Source organism: Halomonas nitroreducens (assembly GCF_003966155.1).
In the GTDB taxonomy this organism is placed as follows: Bacteria; Pseudomonadota; Gammaproteobacteria; order Pseudomonadales; family Halomonadaceae; genus Halomonas; species Halomonas nitroreducens.
The window spans coordinates 84,372-100,210 of record NZ_RXNS01000010.1 but is presented as its reverse complement, the minus strand read 5'-3'; the positions used below and the strand labels follow the sequence as shown (position 1 = coordinate 100,210).

Below are 15,839 nucleotides of genomic sequence, written 5' to 3'. Positions count from 1 at the left end.
CCTGACCCGTGGTGGGTCAGGTGACAACCACTGCAAGGAGTTCTGCATGAGCCAACAGGTCGACGGCAAACGCGTCGCCATCCTGGCCACTCACGGTTTCGAGGAGTCGGAACTGGCCGTGCCCAAGGCCAAGCTGGATGCCCCGGGCATCGTGGTGGAAGTCGTCGCGCCCGAGGCCAAGGGCATTCGGGCCTGGGCCGAGGATAACTGGGGGGAGACCTACGCGGTCGACAAGTCCCTCGATGAGGCCAACTCCACCGACTATCATGCGCTGGTGCTGCCCGGCGGGCTCTTCAACCCGGATGCCCTGCGTCAGGACGAACGGGCCCTGGCGCTGGTGCGCCATTTCGTCGAGGCCGGCAAGCCGGTGGCCGCCATCTGCCATGCTCCCTGGATCCTGATCAATGCCGGGGTCGTCACGGGGCGCACTCTGACGTCCTACCCCTCGGTGAAGCAGGACCTCGAGAATGCCGGGGCGTCCTGGGTCGACGAGCCGGTCGTGGTCGACCATGGCCTGGTGACCAGCCGCCAGCCCCGGGACCTCGATCGCTTCTGCCACACCCTGGTCGGGGAGATCCTGGAAGGTCGTCACGCTGATCAGGCGTCGTAGACCATGGACCTCATGAGCCAGAGGCGTCACCCGCCCCGGGCGGCGTGAACGACCCAGGGCGCGAGCCGCACAATGCCTGCCCTTCACGGCGCGGGCGTTGTGCTGTCAGGCTGTCCTGCATACGTCCCGTGGAATCGTCCCAGGAGCCCTGCCATGCGCGCCCCGCATCGCTCTCTCGGCCGGATGCTGCATCGTGCCCTCAAGGTCATCGCCCGGCCGGTCAAGAGTGACCGGGGGCGGGGCGGCGTCGTGGTCCATGCCTTCCGGGGCTATGGGGCCGCGACGCGGGTCGAGGTGATGGGCCGAGTATTCCGCCAGCTGCCCCTGGGCGTGTCGGCCCCGGAAGGCTCCCTCCGCCGGGACCTGCTGGACGTGCTGCGACGCGGCCTGCGCTGGGGCATCAAGGGGATTCCCGTCACCCTGGAGCTTCACGGCCAGCGGCAGACCGTGACCACCGACCGCGATGGCTACTTCGATATCCACATGGCGCTGGCGGCCCCCCTGGTGTCCGAGCGGATCTGGCACCGGGGACGACTCGATGCCGTCATCCGTGGCGAGCACAGCGTCGGCTCGCAGGCCGAGATCTACGTGCCGCCGCCCACCCTGGACCTGGTGGTGATCAGCGACATCGACGACACCGTCATGCGCACCGGGGTCGCCAACAAGCTCAAGATGATGTATCGGCTCTTCCTTCGTCAGGCCCACCAGCGCACCGCCTTTGCCGGCGTCGCCGAGTTCTACCGGGCCCTGTTTGCCGGGGCCGACGGGCATCGCTATCGGCCCATGCTGTATGTCTCGCGGGGTCCCTGGGGGCTCTACGAGGTGCTGGAGGAGTTCTTCCAGCGCAACCGCATTCCCATCGGCCCCATCCTCTTCCTGCGTGAATGGGGACTCACGTTGCAGCGTCCGCTCCCGCGGCGGGCCAGGGAGCACAAGTACCGGCTGATCGAGCAGATGCTGGCGCTCTATGCACGACAGCCGCTGGTGCTGATCGGCGACAGCGGGCAGCATGACCCGGAGACCTATGCCCGGGTGGTGCGTGAGCACCCCGGGCGCGTGAAAGCCATCTACATCCGCCATGTGCACCGCGCGTCGGCACGGGACGACGAGATTGCCCGGCTGGCGCGCGAGGTCGCCGAGGACGGTTGTCACCTGGTGCTCACCGACGACAGTGCCGAGATGGCGGCGCATGCCCATGACCTGGGGCTGGTCTCGACCGCCGGCCTGACGGCGGTGCGCCGGGCGGTGGCGCAAGCATAGTTCGCCGCGTCGCGGGGCGCGCCCGGGGTCAGTCGCGTCCTGGCGGCGGCGGGGGAAACTCCACGTCGAAGCCGCGGGCATCGAGCTGGGCAATCCGGCTGGGACGGCCCTGGTCATCCAGCTCCACCAGGCCGATGCCGGCCCCGTTCCAGAGGCGTTCGCCGGCCCGGGCCCGATCCGGGTCGCGCGGGCGGATGCGCATGCGCCGGCGCTTCGTGAACCAGTTGAGCGGCGAGCGCGGCGCATAGAGCCAGCGGTTGGCTCGATCGAACCAGTCCAGCAGGGTGTCGGGAAAGGCATTCTTGATGCCGCTCGAGGTGATCTGCCAGAGCTGGGGGCCCTGGCGGCGCTGGCGGATGCGGATGTCGTAGGCGAAGGAGTAGTGTACGTCGCCGGAGAGAATCACGTAATGCCCCGGCGTGCGCGAGTGGCGGAAGATGTTGAGCATCACGCTGGCCGCGCCGCGGTGGGCCATCCAGTTTTCGGCATCCACCAGCAGCGGCTTGCCGGCCAGGGTGAAGAGCTTCTGGATGGCCTCGATCAGCTTGACGCCGAACATCGGTGCCGCCGAGACGATGATCACCGAGGGCGCGTCCAGCAACTCCTGCTGGAAGTCCGAGAGCGCCTCCCAGTCCATCAGCCCGGAGGGGCGGCGCGGGTTGCGCTCGCTGCGCCAGCGCCGGGTACGGGTGTCCAGCACCACCAGCTTGGGCGGGCCCGGGACCTGGAACTCCCAGCCCTCGAAGCGCAGCAGGTGCTGGATGCAGGTGTCCTGTTCCTCGGCGGTCAGCCAGCCCCCCGGCATCGCGCCTTCCAGCAGCGCGGCGACCTCATCCAGCGACGTGGCCAGGCGATCCGGGTCGTTGCCCCAGCCCTGGCAGAGCAGGTAGCCCAGCAGGGCGTTGCCGATGATGCGCCGCGAGAAGGGGTGGTCGTAGGCGGTCTGCTCCCAGGCCGCGGTGAGGTTCCAGTCATCGGTGATGTCGTGGTCGTCGAAGATCATCAGCGACGGCAGGTGGGCGAGCAGACGGGCGGCGGCGGGCAGGCCCTCGACGAAGCGCTCGATGACCGCCTGCTCCGTCGCGAAGGTTGCGGCGTTCTCGTCGCCCAGGGAGGGCGCCGTCACCTCCACCAGGCGCCAGGGGGTGGGTGACCACACCAGCAGGTACATGGCGATGATCTCGCCGAAGGTCATCAGGTGGTTGTGGGCGTTGGCCGAGGTGAAGACCGGCTTTTTGACCCCGCCGAAGAAGCGTTCGCGCAGGTCGGCGCTGCTGGTCATGTCGGGCAGCAGTGCTTCGCGCTGGTAGTAGGTCGCCTCGGCCGCATAGAGTGCCTGGCTGTCGGCCACGGTGGCCCCCTCCAGGGACTCGTCGAACAGGCCCAGCCGTCGGATCAGCGCGTGGATCGCTACCAGCATGGGGCCGGCGACATCGTCGGCGTAGATCTGGTCGCCGGTCATCAGCAGCCAGGACGGCCATGCCTCGGGCGTATCACGGCGCTCGGCGAGCCACGCATCGGCGCGCACCAGGCCATCAGGGCCGTCATGGTGGGGGCGCCGGCAGGAGCCGTGGAGCAGCCGGTGGTGCCCGTCGCAGAGCACGAAGGCCGGTCGCCGGGCGCCCGCGTGCAGCAGGTGCGGCGCCCAGTCGGCGATGCCGGCGTCCCCCTGGTCGTCGACGATGCGCAGGTCGTAGTCGATGCGCACCCCCAGCGGCAAGGGGGTTTCCAGGGTCAGGTCGATCAGGTGCAGGTGGGCGTGCCGGCCGAGCGGCAGGCAGCGCAGGCGATCGCCGCCCAGCGTCAGCCGCCGGGGGCCATGGCCCTCGGGGTGCAGGAAAAGCTTGAGGGCCAGCGGACGGCTGGCCACCAGCCAGATCCGCAGGCGCTCCGGCGAGAGGCGACGCAGCAGGGGGCCGGCGAGCACATCGGGTAGCGACTCATTGGGGATGTCGGGAGACGTCATTGTCGATCTGCAGCGTCCTTGTGTTGTCCGGCGAAAAGGCGAGGCATGGGCCGGGGACCGACCGCCACCTCCTGCCATGGTAGTCGAGATGCCCCCCCGCCCGGGAGTCTCCTGCCGGCAACAGCCGGATCGGCGAGGGTATCCCGATCCCGCTGCCCCGCGGGCGCCGGACGGCAGGGGGCCGTCTGATGCGTGGTCCAGCCGTCATGGTCGGGCAGAGTGGACAGTGCCGGACGCCGTTCCCGCCTCCCTGTCATGGGGGGGCGTCGCCCCGGAGGTGCTCGGCCGCTGGAGCCCTGGCGGGCTACCACTGCAGCGGATAGCGGCGGTGGCGGGCGAGGTTGTTGACCAGGATGGCCACCAGCACCATCACCGCGCAGCCCAGGCCCACCGGGATCAGCGGGAACCACCAGCCCAGGGCATGGATATCGGGGCCACCGATCACCGCGATCAGGGCGGCCGCGGCCCCCGGAGGGTGCACCGTATGGGTCAGCTGCATCACCAGTACTGCCAGGGACACGGCCAGGACGACGGCCAGGGCCGTCGCCCCCAGCAGCTGGAAGCAGGCCACGCCCAGCAGGGCCGAGAGCAGACTGCCGAACAGGACGTTGCGGGGCTGCGCGAAGGGGCTCTCCGGGGCAGCGTAGATCAGCACCGAGGTGGCGCCGAAGGAACCGACGATCAGCAGTTGCTGGGAAAGCCAGTGATCACCCAGGAAGGTCACGGCGCTCATGCCGGTGAAGGCACCCAGCCACGACCAGCTGGCATCGCGCCAGTCCACGGTGCCACGGCGGGTGCGGGTGCCGCGCATCTTGGCGAAATACGTTTTCATTATAAAAAGTATCGTTAGTATATCTTCAGGGGAATAAGGATTCTGACAAGGTCGGCGCCACGCTGCAACGGCCCGCCGGTCGCACCGTCTCCCCACCGTGGCTGGCGCGGGGCACCCGGCGCCGTGGTAGGCTGATTCCCTGTCAGGCAGAGGGAGCGAGTCCAGTGGGGCACGGTCACGGCCATCACCATCATCCAGGAGACAGCCAGCGACGCCTGGCCTGGGCCATCCTGCTCACCGGCGGCTTCATGGTGGCCGAGGTGGTGGGGGGGATCCTGTCCGGCTCCCTGGCGCTGCTCGCCGATGCCGGGCACATGCTCACCGACACCGCGGCCCTGACGCTGGCCTGGTTCGCCGCGCGGATCAGCCGACGTCCCGCCGATGCCCAGCGCACCTTCGGCTACCACCGGGTGCAGATCCTGGCGGCCTTCGTCAATGGCCTGACGCTGATCGCCATCGTCGTCTGGATCACCGTCGAGGCCATCCGTCGCCTGGTCTCTCCGCTGGCGGTGGCGGGGGGCACCATGCTGGTGATCGCCGGCCTGGGGCTGGTGGTCAACCTGGTGGTGTTCCTGATCCTCCACCTGGGGGATCGCGACAACCTCAACGTGCGAGGGGCCGCGCTGCACGTGCTCGGCGACCTGCTGGGCTCGGTGGCGGCCATCGTCGCCGCCCTGGTGATCCTGGCCACCGGCTGGGTGCCCATCGACCCGCTGCTCTCGCTGCTGGTGGCGGCGCTGATCCTGCGCAGCGCCTGGCGGCTGACCCGGGAGTCGGGGCATATCCTCCTGGAAGGCACGCCGGACGAGGTGGACGTGGGCCGCATCGCACGGGAGATCCCCGAGCGCCTGGCGGAGGTGCGCGACGTCCACCACGTGCATGCGTGGTCGCTGACCCCGGGGCGCCACCTGCTGTCGCTGCATGCCGCCCTCGAGGAAGATGCCGATCGGGAGCAGACCCTGGTGGCGATCAAGGCGGTGCTGCTCGAGCGCTTCGACATCGAGCACGCCACCATCCAGCTCGAGTCCGGCGACCGCTGTGCCGACGCGGGCGCCTGCGAGCACAGCGAGCCGCCTCGCCACCGCCACTGAGGCGGGCCTACCAGAGGCTCAGGTGCTGGGTGAGGATGGTGGTGCCGATGCCGATCAGGATCACCCCGCCCAGCACCTCCGCCCGCTGGCCGATCAGCACGCCGAGGCGGCGGCCCAGCATCACCCCGAGGGTTGCCATCAGGGTGGTCGCCAGGCCGATCGCCAGGGCGGTGAGCAGGATGTTCGTTTCCAGAAAAGCCAGCCCGATGCCCACGGTCAGGGCGTCGATGCTGGTGATCACCGCGGTGGCGGCGACCAGCCACCAGGCATGCCGACGCGGGGAGGCAGCTTCTTCCTCCACGTCGGGCGCCGACAGTCCCCCCCGGATCATGCGGACACCCAGGGCGAGCAGCAGGATGAACACCACCCAGTGATCCCAGGCCTGGATATAGTGGGAGGCCCCGAGGCCGATGGCCCACCCGAGCAGCGGGGTCAGGCCCTCGACCACGCCGAAGATCAGGCCGGTGCGCAGGGCCTCGCGAAAGCGCGGGTGGTCGATCATCGCTCCCTTGCCGATGGCGGCGGCAAAGGCATCGGTGGACATGGAGAAGGCCAGCAGGGTGGTAGAAAGCAGCGTCATCGGTTCAGCATCCAGGCCGGGCGATTCACCACGACGGCACGACGCGCCCGGCCACGGGCGTCGTACCGTCGATGGTCTCGCCAACCCGAAGGCGCCCCTGCCACGGCATCTGGCCGACTATGTTGACAGGCGCTCTCGCACGCGCGGTGCGAGCCGGCTACTCCCCAACGAGGGTAGGGTGGGCATGACCGCGGTGATAGTCTCGAGCCATGCCAACGATCGGCAAAGCCTATCAGCTTGGCGGGGCGCACGCATCCCCGTCATGGTCGCCTACACGAGCTTGCTCTGGCGCAGGCGCACCACCGAGGCGGGCGGCGCGAAGCTGTCCGCGTCGGCGTCATCCCAGTAGTCGTTGAACACGGCGTGGCGGCAGGCGCCGCCCTCGTTGAGCTCGTTCGGGGCAAGGAAGTCGAACAGCGTGGCCAGGCTTCTCACCTCATGGCGGGACACTCGCCGGATGACGTGTTCGGGGCCGAGATCGCCGGGGTGAGCGAGCCCCGCGGCGGAGAGCATCTCGGCCAGGGCCTCGAGGGTGCGGCCATGGAAGCGAGCGACCCGCTCGGCCTTGAGCGGGATGTCCAGCCGGCTGCCGCGCAGGCGGTTCTGGGTGGCGACCCCGCTGGGGCAGCGGTCGGTATGGCAGGTTCGGGCCTGGATACAGCCCAGCGAGAACATGAAGCCCCGGGCGGAATTGCACCAGTCGGCGCCCAGCGCCAGGGTCCGGGCGATATCGAAGGCGCTGATCACCTTGCCGGAGGCGCCGACATGGACCCGCTCGCGCAGGCCGGCGCCCACCAGGGTGTTGTGGACCAGCAGCAGGGCATCGGTGAGCGGCATGCCCAGGCGGTTGACGAACTCCAGCGGGGCGGCCCCGGTGCCGCCCTGACCGCCGTCCACCACCACGAAGTCGGGGTGCTCGCCTTCCGCCAGCATGGCCTTGACCACGGCGAACCATTCCCAGGGGTGGCCGATGGCCAGCTTGATACCCACCGGCTTGCCCCCCGATAGCTCGCGCAGGCGCTGGATGAAGCCGATCAGCTCCCGGGGCGTGGCGAAGGCGCTGTGGGCCGCGGGGGAGACCACATCCTGGCCGGTCGGCACGCCGCGGGTCGCGGCGATCTCGGCGGTGACCTTGGCGCCGGGCAGGATGCCGCCATGGCCCGGCTTGGCGCCCTGGGAGAGCTTGATCTCGATCATCTTCACCGCGTCCGTAATGGCGGCGTCGCGGAAACGTTCGGCGTCGAAGCGGCCGTCGCTGTCCCGGCAGCCGAAGTATCCGGAGCCGATCTCCCAGACCAGGTCGCCGCCGCGCCGGTGGTAGGGGGAGATGCCGCCTTCGCCGGTGTCGTGGTAGAAGCCGCCTCGCCGGGCCCCGTCGTTGAGGGCGCTGATGGCGTTGGCCGAGAGGGCGCCGAAGCTCATCGCCGAGATATTGAGGACGCTGGCGGCATAGGGCCGGAGGCGGCCGGCGCCGACCGTCACCCGGAAGTCGTGGTCGCCGATGGGCGCCGGGGCCAGGGAGTGGTTGATCCATTCGTAGCCCGGGGCCTGCATGTCACGCAGTGAGCCGAAGGGCTGCTTGTCGAGGGTCCCCTTGGCGCGCCGGTACGCCAGGCTGCGCTGTTCCCGGGAGAAGGGCACCTCTTCGGTGTCGCGCTGGATGAAGTACTGGCGGATCTCGGGACCGAAGGACTCCAGCAGGTAGCGCAAGTGGGCCGTGATCGGATAGTTGCGACTGATCGTGTGACGGCGCTGCAACAGGTCGTGGGTGCCCAGGGCGGTCAGCCCGCCGAAGGCCAGCGCCCCCAGGCCCCAGCTCCAGGATGGGGCGCTGGCCAGGCCGGTCAGGCTGACGGCGAGCCCCAGCAGGCTGAGGACATAGCTAGCATAGCGGCGGGGCAGTCGATGCATGTCGCACTCCTTGCGGATGGGTCTTTGCCATTGCATGTGCCGGCCAGGCGGCTGTCAAACGCGGGCGCTCAGGCGTGGCCGGAGCCGTCGAGGATCGTGGCCCGCCATTAAGGATTCCTTAAGGTGGCGGGCCCAAGGATGGGAGTCGGGATACGGACGCCGCCAAGAACGTCCGGCCCGCCACCGCAAAGGAGTAGTGACCATGACAACCCTGACTTCCTCCCCCGAGCGCCTGGAGGCCCTCAGCGGCCATCCGCTCATCGTCAAGCCGGTGCGCACGCGCCTGTCCCCCGACAGCCCGGCGCTGACGGTGCTGACCGATTTTTCCCTCACCCCGCCGCTGACCATCTCGGTCGACACTCCGATCCTCGATGCCCGCAAGGTGATGCAGCACGGCGGTGTGCGCCTGCTGCTGGTCGTCGACGACCTGAAACGTTGTCTGGGAGTGCTCACCGCCCGCGAGGTGATCGGCGGCCGGCGCACCACCCAGGCCATGCAGAACCGCGCCCTGCCGCGCGCCGAGGTGACCGCTGGCATGGTACAGACTCCGTGCCAGGAGCTGCGGGCCCTGTCCATGGAGCGGCTGGCCAACCTGACCATCGGCCAGCTGATGCGCGACCTCGAGAGCTTCGGCGACCAGCACCTGCTGGTCACCGAGCGGGATCGCCGCCATGGCCTGCAGATCCGCGGCGTGATCTCGGCCGCCGATATCGGCCGGGCGCTGGGAACCGACATGTCGACCGTCCCCGAGGCGCGAAGCTTCGCCGATATCTGCCGCGTGGTGCTGGGACACGACCTCTGATCGCTTTCAGTCCGCCGGAGGGCCCCAGACGCTGGCGAGTACCTCCAGGGCCTCGGCAATCACCGCCTCCTCGCCGCGGTCCCGGCGCCAGATGAAGCTCAGCGCGCAGGGCAGGCGGATGTCTTCGACCACTTCCAGGCCTCGCTCCTGGCGCTCGGCCATGGCCAGGGCATCCCTGGCCAGGCTGAGCCCCACTCCGGCACGCACCAGGTCCAGCATGCAGGCTTCCTGATCCACCTGAGCCACGCCGTTGGGGGCCACTCCCAAGGGATCGAGGGCGCCATGCAGCAGGCGATGGTGGACGGAATTCACTGGCGTGGTGATCCACGGCAGGCGGGCCAGGCTTTTCCAATCGGCTCCCCCCAGGCGGTTTCCCCAACCGGCCGGAGCGATCACGTGATAGTGGAAATGGGTCAACTCGCGATGGGCGATCTCCGCCGCCCAGGGGCCCGGTCCCTCGCCTGGAGCGGCAAGATAGAAGCCGACATCCAGCTCGCGGCGGCGGATCCAGTCCATCACGCTGCCGCTCATGCCGTGTTGCAGCTCGGTCTCGAGCTGGGGCGCACGTTCCACCAGGCGGTGCAGGAAGCCCCCCAGGCGAATGAATTCCGGATCCACGATGGTGCCGATCTTCAGGCGTCCGCGCAGCGTGCTGTGCAACGCCCGGGCGTTCTGATCGAAGGCCGCCATGGCGGCCAGTGCCTTCTCGGCGGCAGGCAGCAGGGCGTGACCATCCTCGGTCAATGACAGCCCCTGGGGGCGACGACGGAACAGGGTCAGGCCAAGGTTCTCCTGAAACTGCTTGAGCTTGAGACTGACCGCGGGCTGGGTCAGGTGCAGGCGCTCGGCGGCACGGGAGACGCTGCCTTCCCGCGCCACGCTGACGAAGGCGCGCAGGTTCTGAAGGTCCTGCATGGTGGCGTACCCCCTCCTGCCCCTTTAGATATTTGTAAAAATTATATCACGCTTAGGGATTTCTCAATTGATCATGGTGACGATCCCGCTATCTTGGTGCCCATGGCATCCGTTTCAGGGCAGGCAATCATGCTCCTGGCGATGATCTGATCAACGACAAGACGAGGCGGCCATGAGCAACGCTAGCATCCAGCATTATATCAATGGGCAAATGACAGCCGGGGAATCCAACACGACCCAGGAGGTGTTCAATCCGGCCACCGGCCAGGTGACGGGCCAGGTGGCGTTGGCGTCCCAGGCGGATGTGGACACGGCCGTGGCCTCTGCGCGGTCCGCCTTCCCGGCGTGGGCCGACACCCCGCCGATCCGCCGTGCCCGGGTGATGTTCAAGTTCCTTGAGCTGCTCAATGCCCACAAGGACGAGCTGGCCGAAGCGATCACCCGGGAGCACGGCAAGGTATTCACCGATGCCCAGGGCGAGGTGGCTCGTGGCATCGATATCGTCGAGTTTGCCTGTGGCATTCCGCAGCTGCTCAAGGGCGACTACACCGAACAGGTCAGCACCGGCATCGACAACTGGACCACGCGCCAGCCGCTGGGCGTGGTCGCCGGCATCACCCCCTTCAACTTCCCGGCCATGGTGCCGATGTGGATGTTCCCGCTGGCCATTGCCGCCGGTAACAGTTTCATCCTCAAGCCCAGCCCGCTGGATCCCAGCGCCTCGCTGCTGATCGCCGACCTGCTCAAGCAAGCGGGCCTGCCGGATGGCGTCTTCAATGTGGTGCAGGGGGACAAGGACTCGGTGGAGGCGCTGATCGACCATCCCGACGTCAAGGCGCTCTCCTTCGTGGGCTCCACCCCGATCGCCAACCTGATCTATGAGCGTGGTGCGCGCCACGGCAAGCGCGTCCAGGCCCTCGGCGGCGCCAAGAACCACATGGTGGTGATGCCCGACGCCAACCTCGACAAGGCCGTCGACGCCCTGATCGGGGCGGCCTACGGCTCGGCCGGCGAGCGCTGCATGGCGATCAGCGTGGCGGTGCTGGTCGGCGATGTGGCCGACACCATCGTGCCGCGCCTGGCGGAGCGGGCCCGGGCACTGAAGGTGAAAAACGGCCTGGAGCTGGATGCCGAGATGGGGCCCATCGTGACCGCGCAGGCCCACCAGCGCATCACCGGCTACATCGAGAAGGGGGTGGCCGAGGGGGCTGAGCTGGTGGTGGACGGGCGTGACTTCGACCCGGCCTCGACCGGGGACGGCTGCGCCGAGGGCTTCTGGATGGGCGGCTCCCTGTTCGATCACGTCACGCCGGAGATGACCATCTACCGGGAGGAGATCTTCGGCCCGGTGCTGGCCTGCGTGCGGGTCCCGGACATCGCCACGGCGATCCAGCTGATCAACGATCATGAGTTCGGCAACGGCGTGAGCTGCTTCACCGAGAGCGGCAGTGTGGCCCGGGAGTTCGGCCGCCGCATCCAGGTAGGCATGGTGGGTATCAACGTGCCGATCCCGGTGCCCATGGCCTGGCACGGCTTCGGCGGCTGGAAGCGCTCGATGTTCGGCGATACCCATGCTTATGGCGAAGAGGGGGTACGCTTCTACACCAAGCAGAAGTCGATCATGCAGCGCTGGTCGGATTCCATCGATGGCGGTGCCGAATTCGTCATGCCGACCGCCAAGTAACGTCTCCTCCAACGACCGACAGGCATGCTGGCCGGTCAGCGGGTAGCCGCCCGCTGACCGAATACCGCAGCTTCGCCAGCGGTACGGCCGGCATCCCCAACGAGTGCATGTCATGGCTGAACAGACCAACAATAGCCAAGTCTTCGACTATATCGTGGTGGGCGCCGGCACTGCCGGCTGCCTGCTCGCCAACCGCCTGAGCGCAGATCCGGCCAATCGGGTGCTGTTGATCGAGGCGGGGGGGCGCGACAACTACCACTGGATTCATATTCCCGTGGGCTACCTCTACTGCATCGACAATCCGCGCACCGACTGGCGGTTCCGAACCGAGGCCGATCCCGGGCTGAACGGCCGCTCGCTGATCTTTCCACGTGGCAAGACACTCGGTGGCTGCTCCAGCATCAATGGCATGCTCTACATGCGCGGCCAGGCCCGCGACTACGACGGCTGGGCCGAGCTGACCGGCGACGACGCCTGGCGCTGGGATAACTGCCTGCCCGACTTCATGCGCCACGAGGATCACTATCGCCTCGACCGAGGGGGCGATGCGGATGCCGCCCACCGCGATTACCACGGTCACGGAGGTGAGTGGCGCATCGAGAAGCAGCGCCTGAAGTGGCAGGTGCTGGATGACTTTGCCACCGCTGCCGTGGAAGCGGGCATCCCGCGCACGCGGGACTTCAACCGCGGCGACAACGAGGGCGTCGACTACTTCGAGGTCAACCAGCGCTCCGGCTGGCGCTGGAACACGTCCAAGGCGTTCCTGCGCGGGGTGGAAAAACGCTCCAACCTGACCCTCTGGCACTCGACCCAGGTGCTGGGGCTCGAGTTCGAGAAGAGCGAGACTGGGGAACCCCGCTGTTGCGGCGTGAAGGTCCAGCGGGCCGGCGAGGTGGCGATGGCCAGGGCGGCACGGGAAGTGATCCTCTCCGCGGGCGCGATCGGCTCCCCCCAGCTGCTGCAGCTCTCCGGGGTCGGTCCGGCGGAATTGCTCGCTGAACACGACATTCCCGTGGTAGCCGCGCTGCCCGGGGTGGGCGAGAATCTGCAGGATCACCTGCAGATTCGCTCGATCTACCAGGTCAAGGGAGCCAACACCCTCAACACCATGGCCAGCTCGCTGATGGGCAAGGCCAGGATTGGGCTGGAATATGCCTTGAGGCGATCCGGGCCCATGAGCATGGCACCGTCACAGCTGTGTGCCTTCACGCGCAGCTCCGAGGCCTACGAGCATCCCAATCTCGAGTACCACGTCCAGCCGCTGAGCCTCGAGGCCTTCGGCCAGCCGTTGCACGACTTCCCGGCGATCACCGCGAGCGTCTGCAACCTCAACCCCACCAGCCGCGGCACGGTGCGCATCAAGAGCCGCGATCCTCGCCAGGCCCCGGCCATCTCGCCCAACTACCTGAGCACCCCCGAGGACCGACAGGTGGCCGCTGACTCGCTGCGGGTCACCCGGCGCATCGCCGGCCAGCCGGCGTTCGCCAAGTACCAGCCCGAGGAAGTCAAGCCTGGCGTGCAGTACCAGAGCGACGAGGACCTCGTGCGGCTGGCGGGTGACATCGGTACCACCATCTTCCACCCGGTGGGCACCGCACGGATGGGCCGGGCTGACGATCCCATGGCGGTCGTGGACTCCCAGCTTCGCGTCAGAGGCATCCAGGGCCTGAGGGTCGTCGATGCCAGCATCATGCCCACCATCACCAGTGGCAACACCAACTCCCCGACCCTGATGATCGCGGAGAAGGCGGCGGGGTGGATCCTCGGTCGGGCGTCATGATGCTGTCATCTGTCGAAAATAGTGTTTGACCTGCGCCCTTCAAGGGCGCATGCTGCCCGCAGTTGGTTAGCAAGTCGCACATCGCAAGTGGTCATCGAAAGCTCAATAGCGTCGGTCGCCCGGTGAAAGTTTCTTGTTTTACCCACTGCAACTCGGGTATCTCCCCGGCTACACATCACGCTATTCGAGGAATTCGATAATGGCTACCGGTACTGTCAAGTGGTTCAACGACACCAAGGGCTTCGGCTTCATTTCTCCGGACGACAACGGTGACGACCTGTTCGCTCACTTCTCCGAGATCCAGGCCGAAGGCTTCAAGTCCCTGCAAGACGGTCAGAAGGTCTCCTTCGACGTCACCCAGGGCAAGAAAGGCCTCCAGGCTTCCAACATCAAGGTCATCGACTAAGCTCGATCGCCATTGATGTGCCGCCTCCGGGCGGCTGGACGGGGCCCGCATTCGCGGGCCCCGTTTCGTTGTGGGCGCCTCTCCTTAATAGCTTTTTTGCATAAATGAATTTCTAAAAATAACTTTTTAGAATATGCCCGGGCCGTCACAATGGGTCGGTTTCGACTCCTGCTGGAATGCCCATGTCCCCGGACGCCTGGATCTCACTCATCGTCGTCGTTGCCGTCTTTCCGCTGATGGCCCTGACGCGTGTCGGCCCCGACATGGTGCTGCTGGGAGCCTTGATCCTGCTGGTCAGCCTGGGCATCGTCGATCCCCAGCAGGCCCTGGGCGGCTTCTCCAGCAGCGGCCTGTTCACGGTGGCCTTCATGTACGTGCTGGTGGCCAGCATCCGCGAGACCGGCGGTATCGACCTGATCATCCGCTACGTGCTGGGTCGCCCCCAGGGCGAGCGGCGCGCCCTGGCGCGTCTTATCCTGCCGGTGGCGCCGCTGAGTGGCTTCCTCAACAACACGCCGGTAGTGGCCGCCTTCATTCCGGCCGTACTCAGCTGGAGCCGGCGGCTGCGGCTGCCGGCCCATCGGCTGCTGATGCCGCTGAGCTTCGCCTCCATCCTCGGCGGCACCATCACCCTGCTGGGCACCAGCACCAACCTGGTGGTCCACGGCCTGCTGATCGACCGCTACCCGGACCTGGCCATGGGGCTCTTCGACATCGCCTGGGTGGGCGTGCCGGTGGCGGTGGCGGGGCTGGCGTACCTGCTGCTGGTCGGCCAGCGCCTGCTCCCGCCTCGCCAGGGGGCCGCCGAGGTCTTCGAGAACCCCCGGGAATTCACTATCGAGATGGAGGTCGACCCGGCCGGCCCCCTGGTCGACAAGAGCGTCGAGGAGGCCGGGCTGCGCCACCTGCAGGAGCTTTTCCTGGTGGAGATCGAGCGCGACGGCAATGTGGTCAGCGTGGTCGGCCCGGGGGAGCGCCTCAAGGGACGTGACCGGCTGGTATTCGCGGGTACCTCTGCCGGGGCGGTGGAGCTGCAGCAGATCCGCGGGCTGATCCCCTCGCACCACGGCGAGTCCAGCCTGCAGAAGGACTTCAAGGAGCGCCGCCTGGTCGAGGCGGTGGTCTCCGACCAGTGCCAGTTCATCGGCCGACGGATCCGTGACGGTCACTTCCGCACCCTCTATGGCGCGGCGGTGCTGGCGGTGTGCCGGGGCGGCGAGCGGGTGGCCGGCAACCTCGGCCAGATTCGCCTGCAGCCCGCCGACGTGCTGCTGCTCGAGGCCCGGCCGCCGTTCATCGAGCGTCACCGCCAGTCGCGGGACTTCCTGCTGATCAGCCAGGTCAATGGTGCGGCACGACCGGCCCACGAGCGCGCCTGGCTGGCCTGGAGCATCCTGGCAGGGGTGGTCCTGCTCGCCACCACCGGGACGATGAGCATGATGAATGCCGCCATGCTCGGGGCCGCCGCCTCGGTGCTCTCCGGCTGCTGTTCGATCAGCGCCGCCAAGCGTGGCCTGGATACTCAGGTGCTGTTGACCATCGCCGCCTCCTTTGGCCTGGGGGCGGCCCTGGAAGGCTCGGGAGCGGCCGCCAGCCTGGCCGGGGCGGCGATGGCCCTTGTCGACGGCAACCCCTGGTGGCTGCTGATCGGCAGCTACCTGGTGGTGGCCCTGCTCACCGAGCTGGTTACCAACAACGCCGCCGCGGTGATCACCTTCCCGGTGGTGATGGCCGGCGCCGAGAGCCTGGGTGTCAGTCCCATGCCCTTCGTGGTGGGGGTGATGTTCGCCGCCTCGGCGAGCTTCCTGACGCCGATCGGCTATCAGACCAACCTGATGGTCTACGGGCCCGGCGGCTACCGGGTCAGCGACTACCTGCGGGTCGGTGCGCCGCTCAACCTGCTGAGCGCCGTGGTGGCAATGGTGCTGATTCCCCTCGTCTGGCCGTTCTAGGGGCGGCCCTCGCCGTGGCCAGCGCTTTGCGCTAGGGTGGCGCTTTTGCC

13 protein-coding genes are annotated in these 15,839 nt (G+C 67.9%); 8 read left to right on the top strand and 5 right to left on the bottom strand.

Features of this window, described 5'->3' with window-relative positions; genetic code table 11:
• The first annotated feature begins 46 nt into the window (after nucleotides 1-46).
• Both EKG36_RS11620 and EKG36_RS11615 read left to right on the top strand, forming a co-directional pair.
• Nucleotides 47-610: a type 1 glutamine amidotransferase domain-containing protein gene (locus tag EKG36_RS11620; RefSeq protein WP_126484242.1), complete on the top strand. Its 564-nt coding sequence runs from the start codon at nucleotides 47-49 to the stop codon at nucleotides 608-610.
• A 72-nt stretch (nucleotides 611-682) separates the two neighbouring features.
• A complete protein-coding gene (locus EKG36_RS11615; RefSeq protein WP_425459586.1) occupies nucleotides 683-1,870 on the top strand; it encodes an App1 family protein phosphatidate phosphatase in 1,188 nt (395 codons plus the stop codon).
• A gap of 28 nt (nucleotides 1,871-1,898) precedes the next feature.
• On the opposite strand, the gene EKG36_RS11610 is transcribed toward EKG36_RS11615, so the two are convergent.
• Nucleotides 1,899-3,836 carry a metallophosphoesterase family protein gene (locus EKG36_RS11610; RefSeq protein ID WP_126484238.1) on the bottom strand — a complete coding sequence of 646 codons (1,938 nt, stop codon included), beginning with the start codon at nucleotides 3,834-3,836 and terminating at the stop codon, nucleotides 1,899-1,901.
• A 304-nt stretch (nucleotides 3,837-4,140) separates the two neighbouring features.
• Complete coding sequence (locus tag EKG36_RS11605) at nucleotides 4,141-4,668, bottom strand: HPP family protein (protein WP_126484236.1); 528 nt, start codon at nucleotides 4,666-4,668, stop codon at nucleotides 4,141-4,143.
• 164 nt (nucleotides 4,669-4,832) lie between these two features.
• On the opposite strand from EKG36_RS11605, the gene EKG36_RS11600 reads away from it, so the two are divergent.
• Complete coding sequence (locus EKG36_RS11600; RefSeq protein WP_126484234.1) at nucleotides 4,833-5,759, top strand: cation diffusion facilitator family transporter; 927 nt, start codon at nucleotides 4,833-4,835, stop codon at nucleotides 5,757-5,759.
• A 7-nt stretch (nucleotides 5,760-5,766) separates the two neighbouring features.
• Here the strand turns inward: EKG36_RS11600 and mntP are convergent, their stop codons facing one another.
• Both mntP and EKG36_RS11590 read right to left on the bottom strand, forming a co-directional pair.
• On the bottom strand, nucleotides 5,767-6,339 hold the full coding sequence (gene mntP / locus EKG36_RS11595) for a manganese efflux pump MntP (RefSeq protein WP_126484232.1): 573 nt from the start codon (nucleotides 6,337-6,339) through the stop codon (nucleotides 5,767-5,769).
• A gap of 270 nt (nucleotides 6,340-6,609) precedes the next feature.
• Nucleotides 6,610-8,250, bottom strand: a complete 1,641-nt coding sequence (locus EKG36_RS11590; RefSeq protein WP_126484230.1) for an FMN-binding glutamate synthase family protein — start codon at nucleotides 8,248-8,250, stop codon at nucleotides 6,610-6,612.
• Between the two features lie 202 nt (nucleotides 8,251-8,452).
• Here EKG36_RS11590 and EKG36_RS11585 point away from each other — a divergent pair, with 202 nt between their 5' ends.
• Complete coding sequence (locus EKG36_RS11585) at nucleotides 8,453-9,052, top strand: CBS domain-containing protein (RefSeq protein ID WP_126484228.1); 600 nt, start codon at nucleotides 8,453-8,455, stop codon at nucleotides 9,050-9,052.
• A gap of 6 nt (nucleotides 9,053-9,058) precedes the next feature.
• Here the strand turns inward: EKG36_RS11585 and EKG36_RS11580 are convergent, their stop codons facing one another.
• Nucleotides 9,059-9,967 (bottom strand): LysR family transcriptional regulator, encoded by a 909-nt coding sequence (locus tag EKG36_RS11580; protein ID WP_126484226.1) that lies wholly within the window; start codon nucleotides 9,965-9,967, stop codon nucleotides 9,059-9,061.
• Between the two features lie 172 nt (nucleotides 9,968-10,139).
• Between EKG36_RS11580 and EKG36_RS11575 the strand changes: the two genes are divergently transcribed.
• The 4 genes from EKG36_RS11575 to EKG36_RS11560 all read left to right on the top strand — a co-directional run bounded on the left by EKG36_RS11575 (nucleotide 10,140) and on the right by EKG36_RS11560 (nucleotide 15,789).
• Nucleotides 10,140-11,651 carry a CoA-acylating methylmalonate-semialdehyde dehydrogenase gene (locus EKG36_RS11575; RefSeq protein WP_126484224.1) on the top strand — a complete coding sequence of 504 codons (1,512 nt, stop codon included), beginning with the start codon at nucleotides 10,140-10,142 and terminating at the stop codon, nucleotides 11,649-11,651.
• A 112-nt stretch (nucleotides 11,652-11,763) separates the two neighbouring features.
• A complete protein-coding gene (locus EKG36_RS11570) occupies nucleotides 11,764-13,431 on the top strand; it encodes a GMC family oxidoreductase (protein WP_126484222.1) in 1,668 nt (555 codons plus the stop codon).
• A 199-nt stretch (nucleotides 13,432-13,630) separates the two neighbouring features.
• Nucleotides 13,631-13,837, top strand: coding sequence for a cold-shock protein (locus EKG36_RS11565; protein WP_126484220.1), 207 nt, complete (start codon nucleotides 13,631-13,633; stop codon nucleotides 13,835-13,837).
• 182 nt (nucleotides 13,838-14,019) lie between these two features.
• On the top strand, nucleotides 14,020-15,789 hold the full coding sequence (locus tag EKG36_RS11560) for an SLC13 family permease (protein ID WP_126484218.1): 1,770 nt from the start codon (nucleotides 14,020-14,022) through the stop codon (nucleotides 15,787-15,789).
• Nucleotides 15,790-15,839 lie beyond the last annotated feature (50 nt).

Coding starts and splice junctions, on each gene's coding strand:
- EKG36_RS11605 (WP_126484236.1), bottom strand. CDS start 4,668: ATGAAAACGTATTTCGCCAAGATGCGCGGCACCCGCACCCGCCGTGGC.
- mntP (WP_126484232.1), bottom strand. CDS start 6,339: ATGACGCTGCTTTCTACCACCCTGCTGGCCTTCTCCATGTCCACCGAT.
- EKG36_RS11585 (WP_126484228.1), top strand. CDS start 8,453: ATGACAACCCTGACTTCCTCCCCCGAGCGCCTGGAGGCCCTCAGCGGC.
- EKG36_RS11565 (WP_126484220.1), top strand. CDS start 13,631: ATGGCTACCGGTACTGTCAAGTGGTTCAACGACACCAAGGGCTTCGGC.
- EKG36_RS11560 (WP_126484218.1), top strand. CDS start 14,020: ATGTCCCCGGACGCCTGGATCTCACTCATCGTCGTCGTTGCCGTCTTT.
- EKG36_RS11620 (WP_126484242.1), top strand. CDS start 47: ATGAGCCAACAGGTCGACGGCAAACGCGTCGCCATCCTGGCCACTCAC.
- EKG36_RS11610 (WP_126484238.1), bottom strand. CDS start 3,836: ATGACGTCTCCCGACATCCCCAATGAGTCGCTACCCGATGTGCTCGCC.
- EKG36_RS11570 (WP_126484222.1), top strand. CDS start 11,764: ATGGCTGAACAGACCAACAATAGCCAAGTCTTCGACTATATCGTGGTG.
- EKG36_RS11590 (WP_126484230.1), bottom strand. CDS start 8,250: ATGCATCGACTGCCCCGCCGCTATGCTAGCTATGTCCTCAGCCTGCTG.
- EKG36_RS11580 (WP_126484226.1), bottom strand. CDS start 9,967: ATGCAGGACCTTCAGAACCTGCGCGCCTTCGTCAGCGTGGCGCGGGAA.
- EKG36_RS11575 (WP_126484224.1), top strand. CDS start 10,140: ATGAGCAACGCTAGCATCCAGCATTATATCAATGGGCAAATGACAGCC.
- EKG36_RS11615 (WP_425459586.1), top strand. CDS start 683: ATGCCTGCCCTTCACGGCGCGGGCGTTGTGCTGTCAGGCTGTCCTGCA.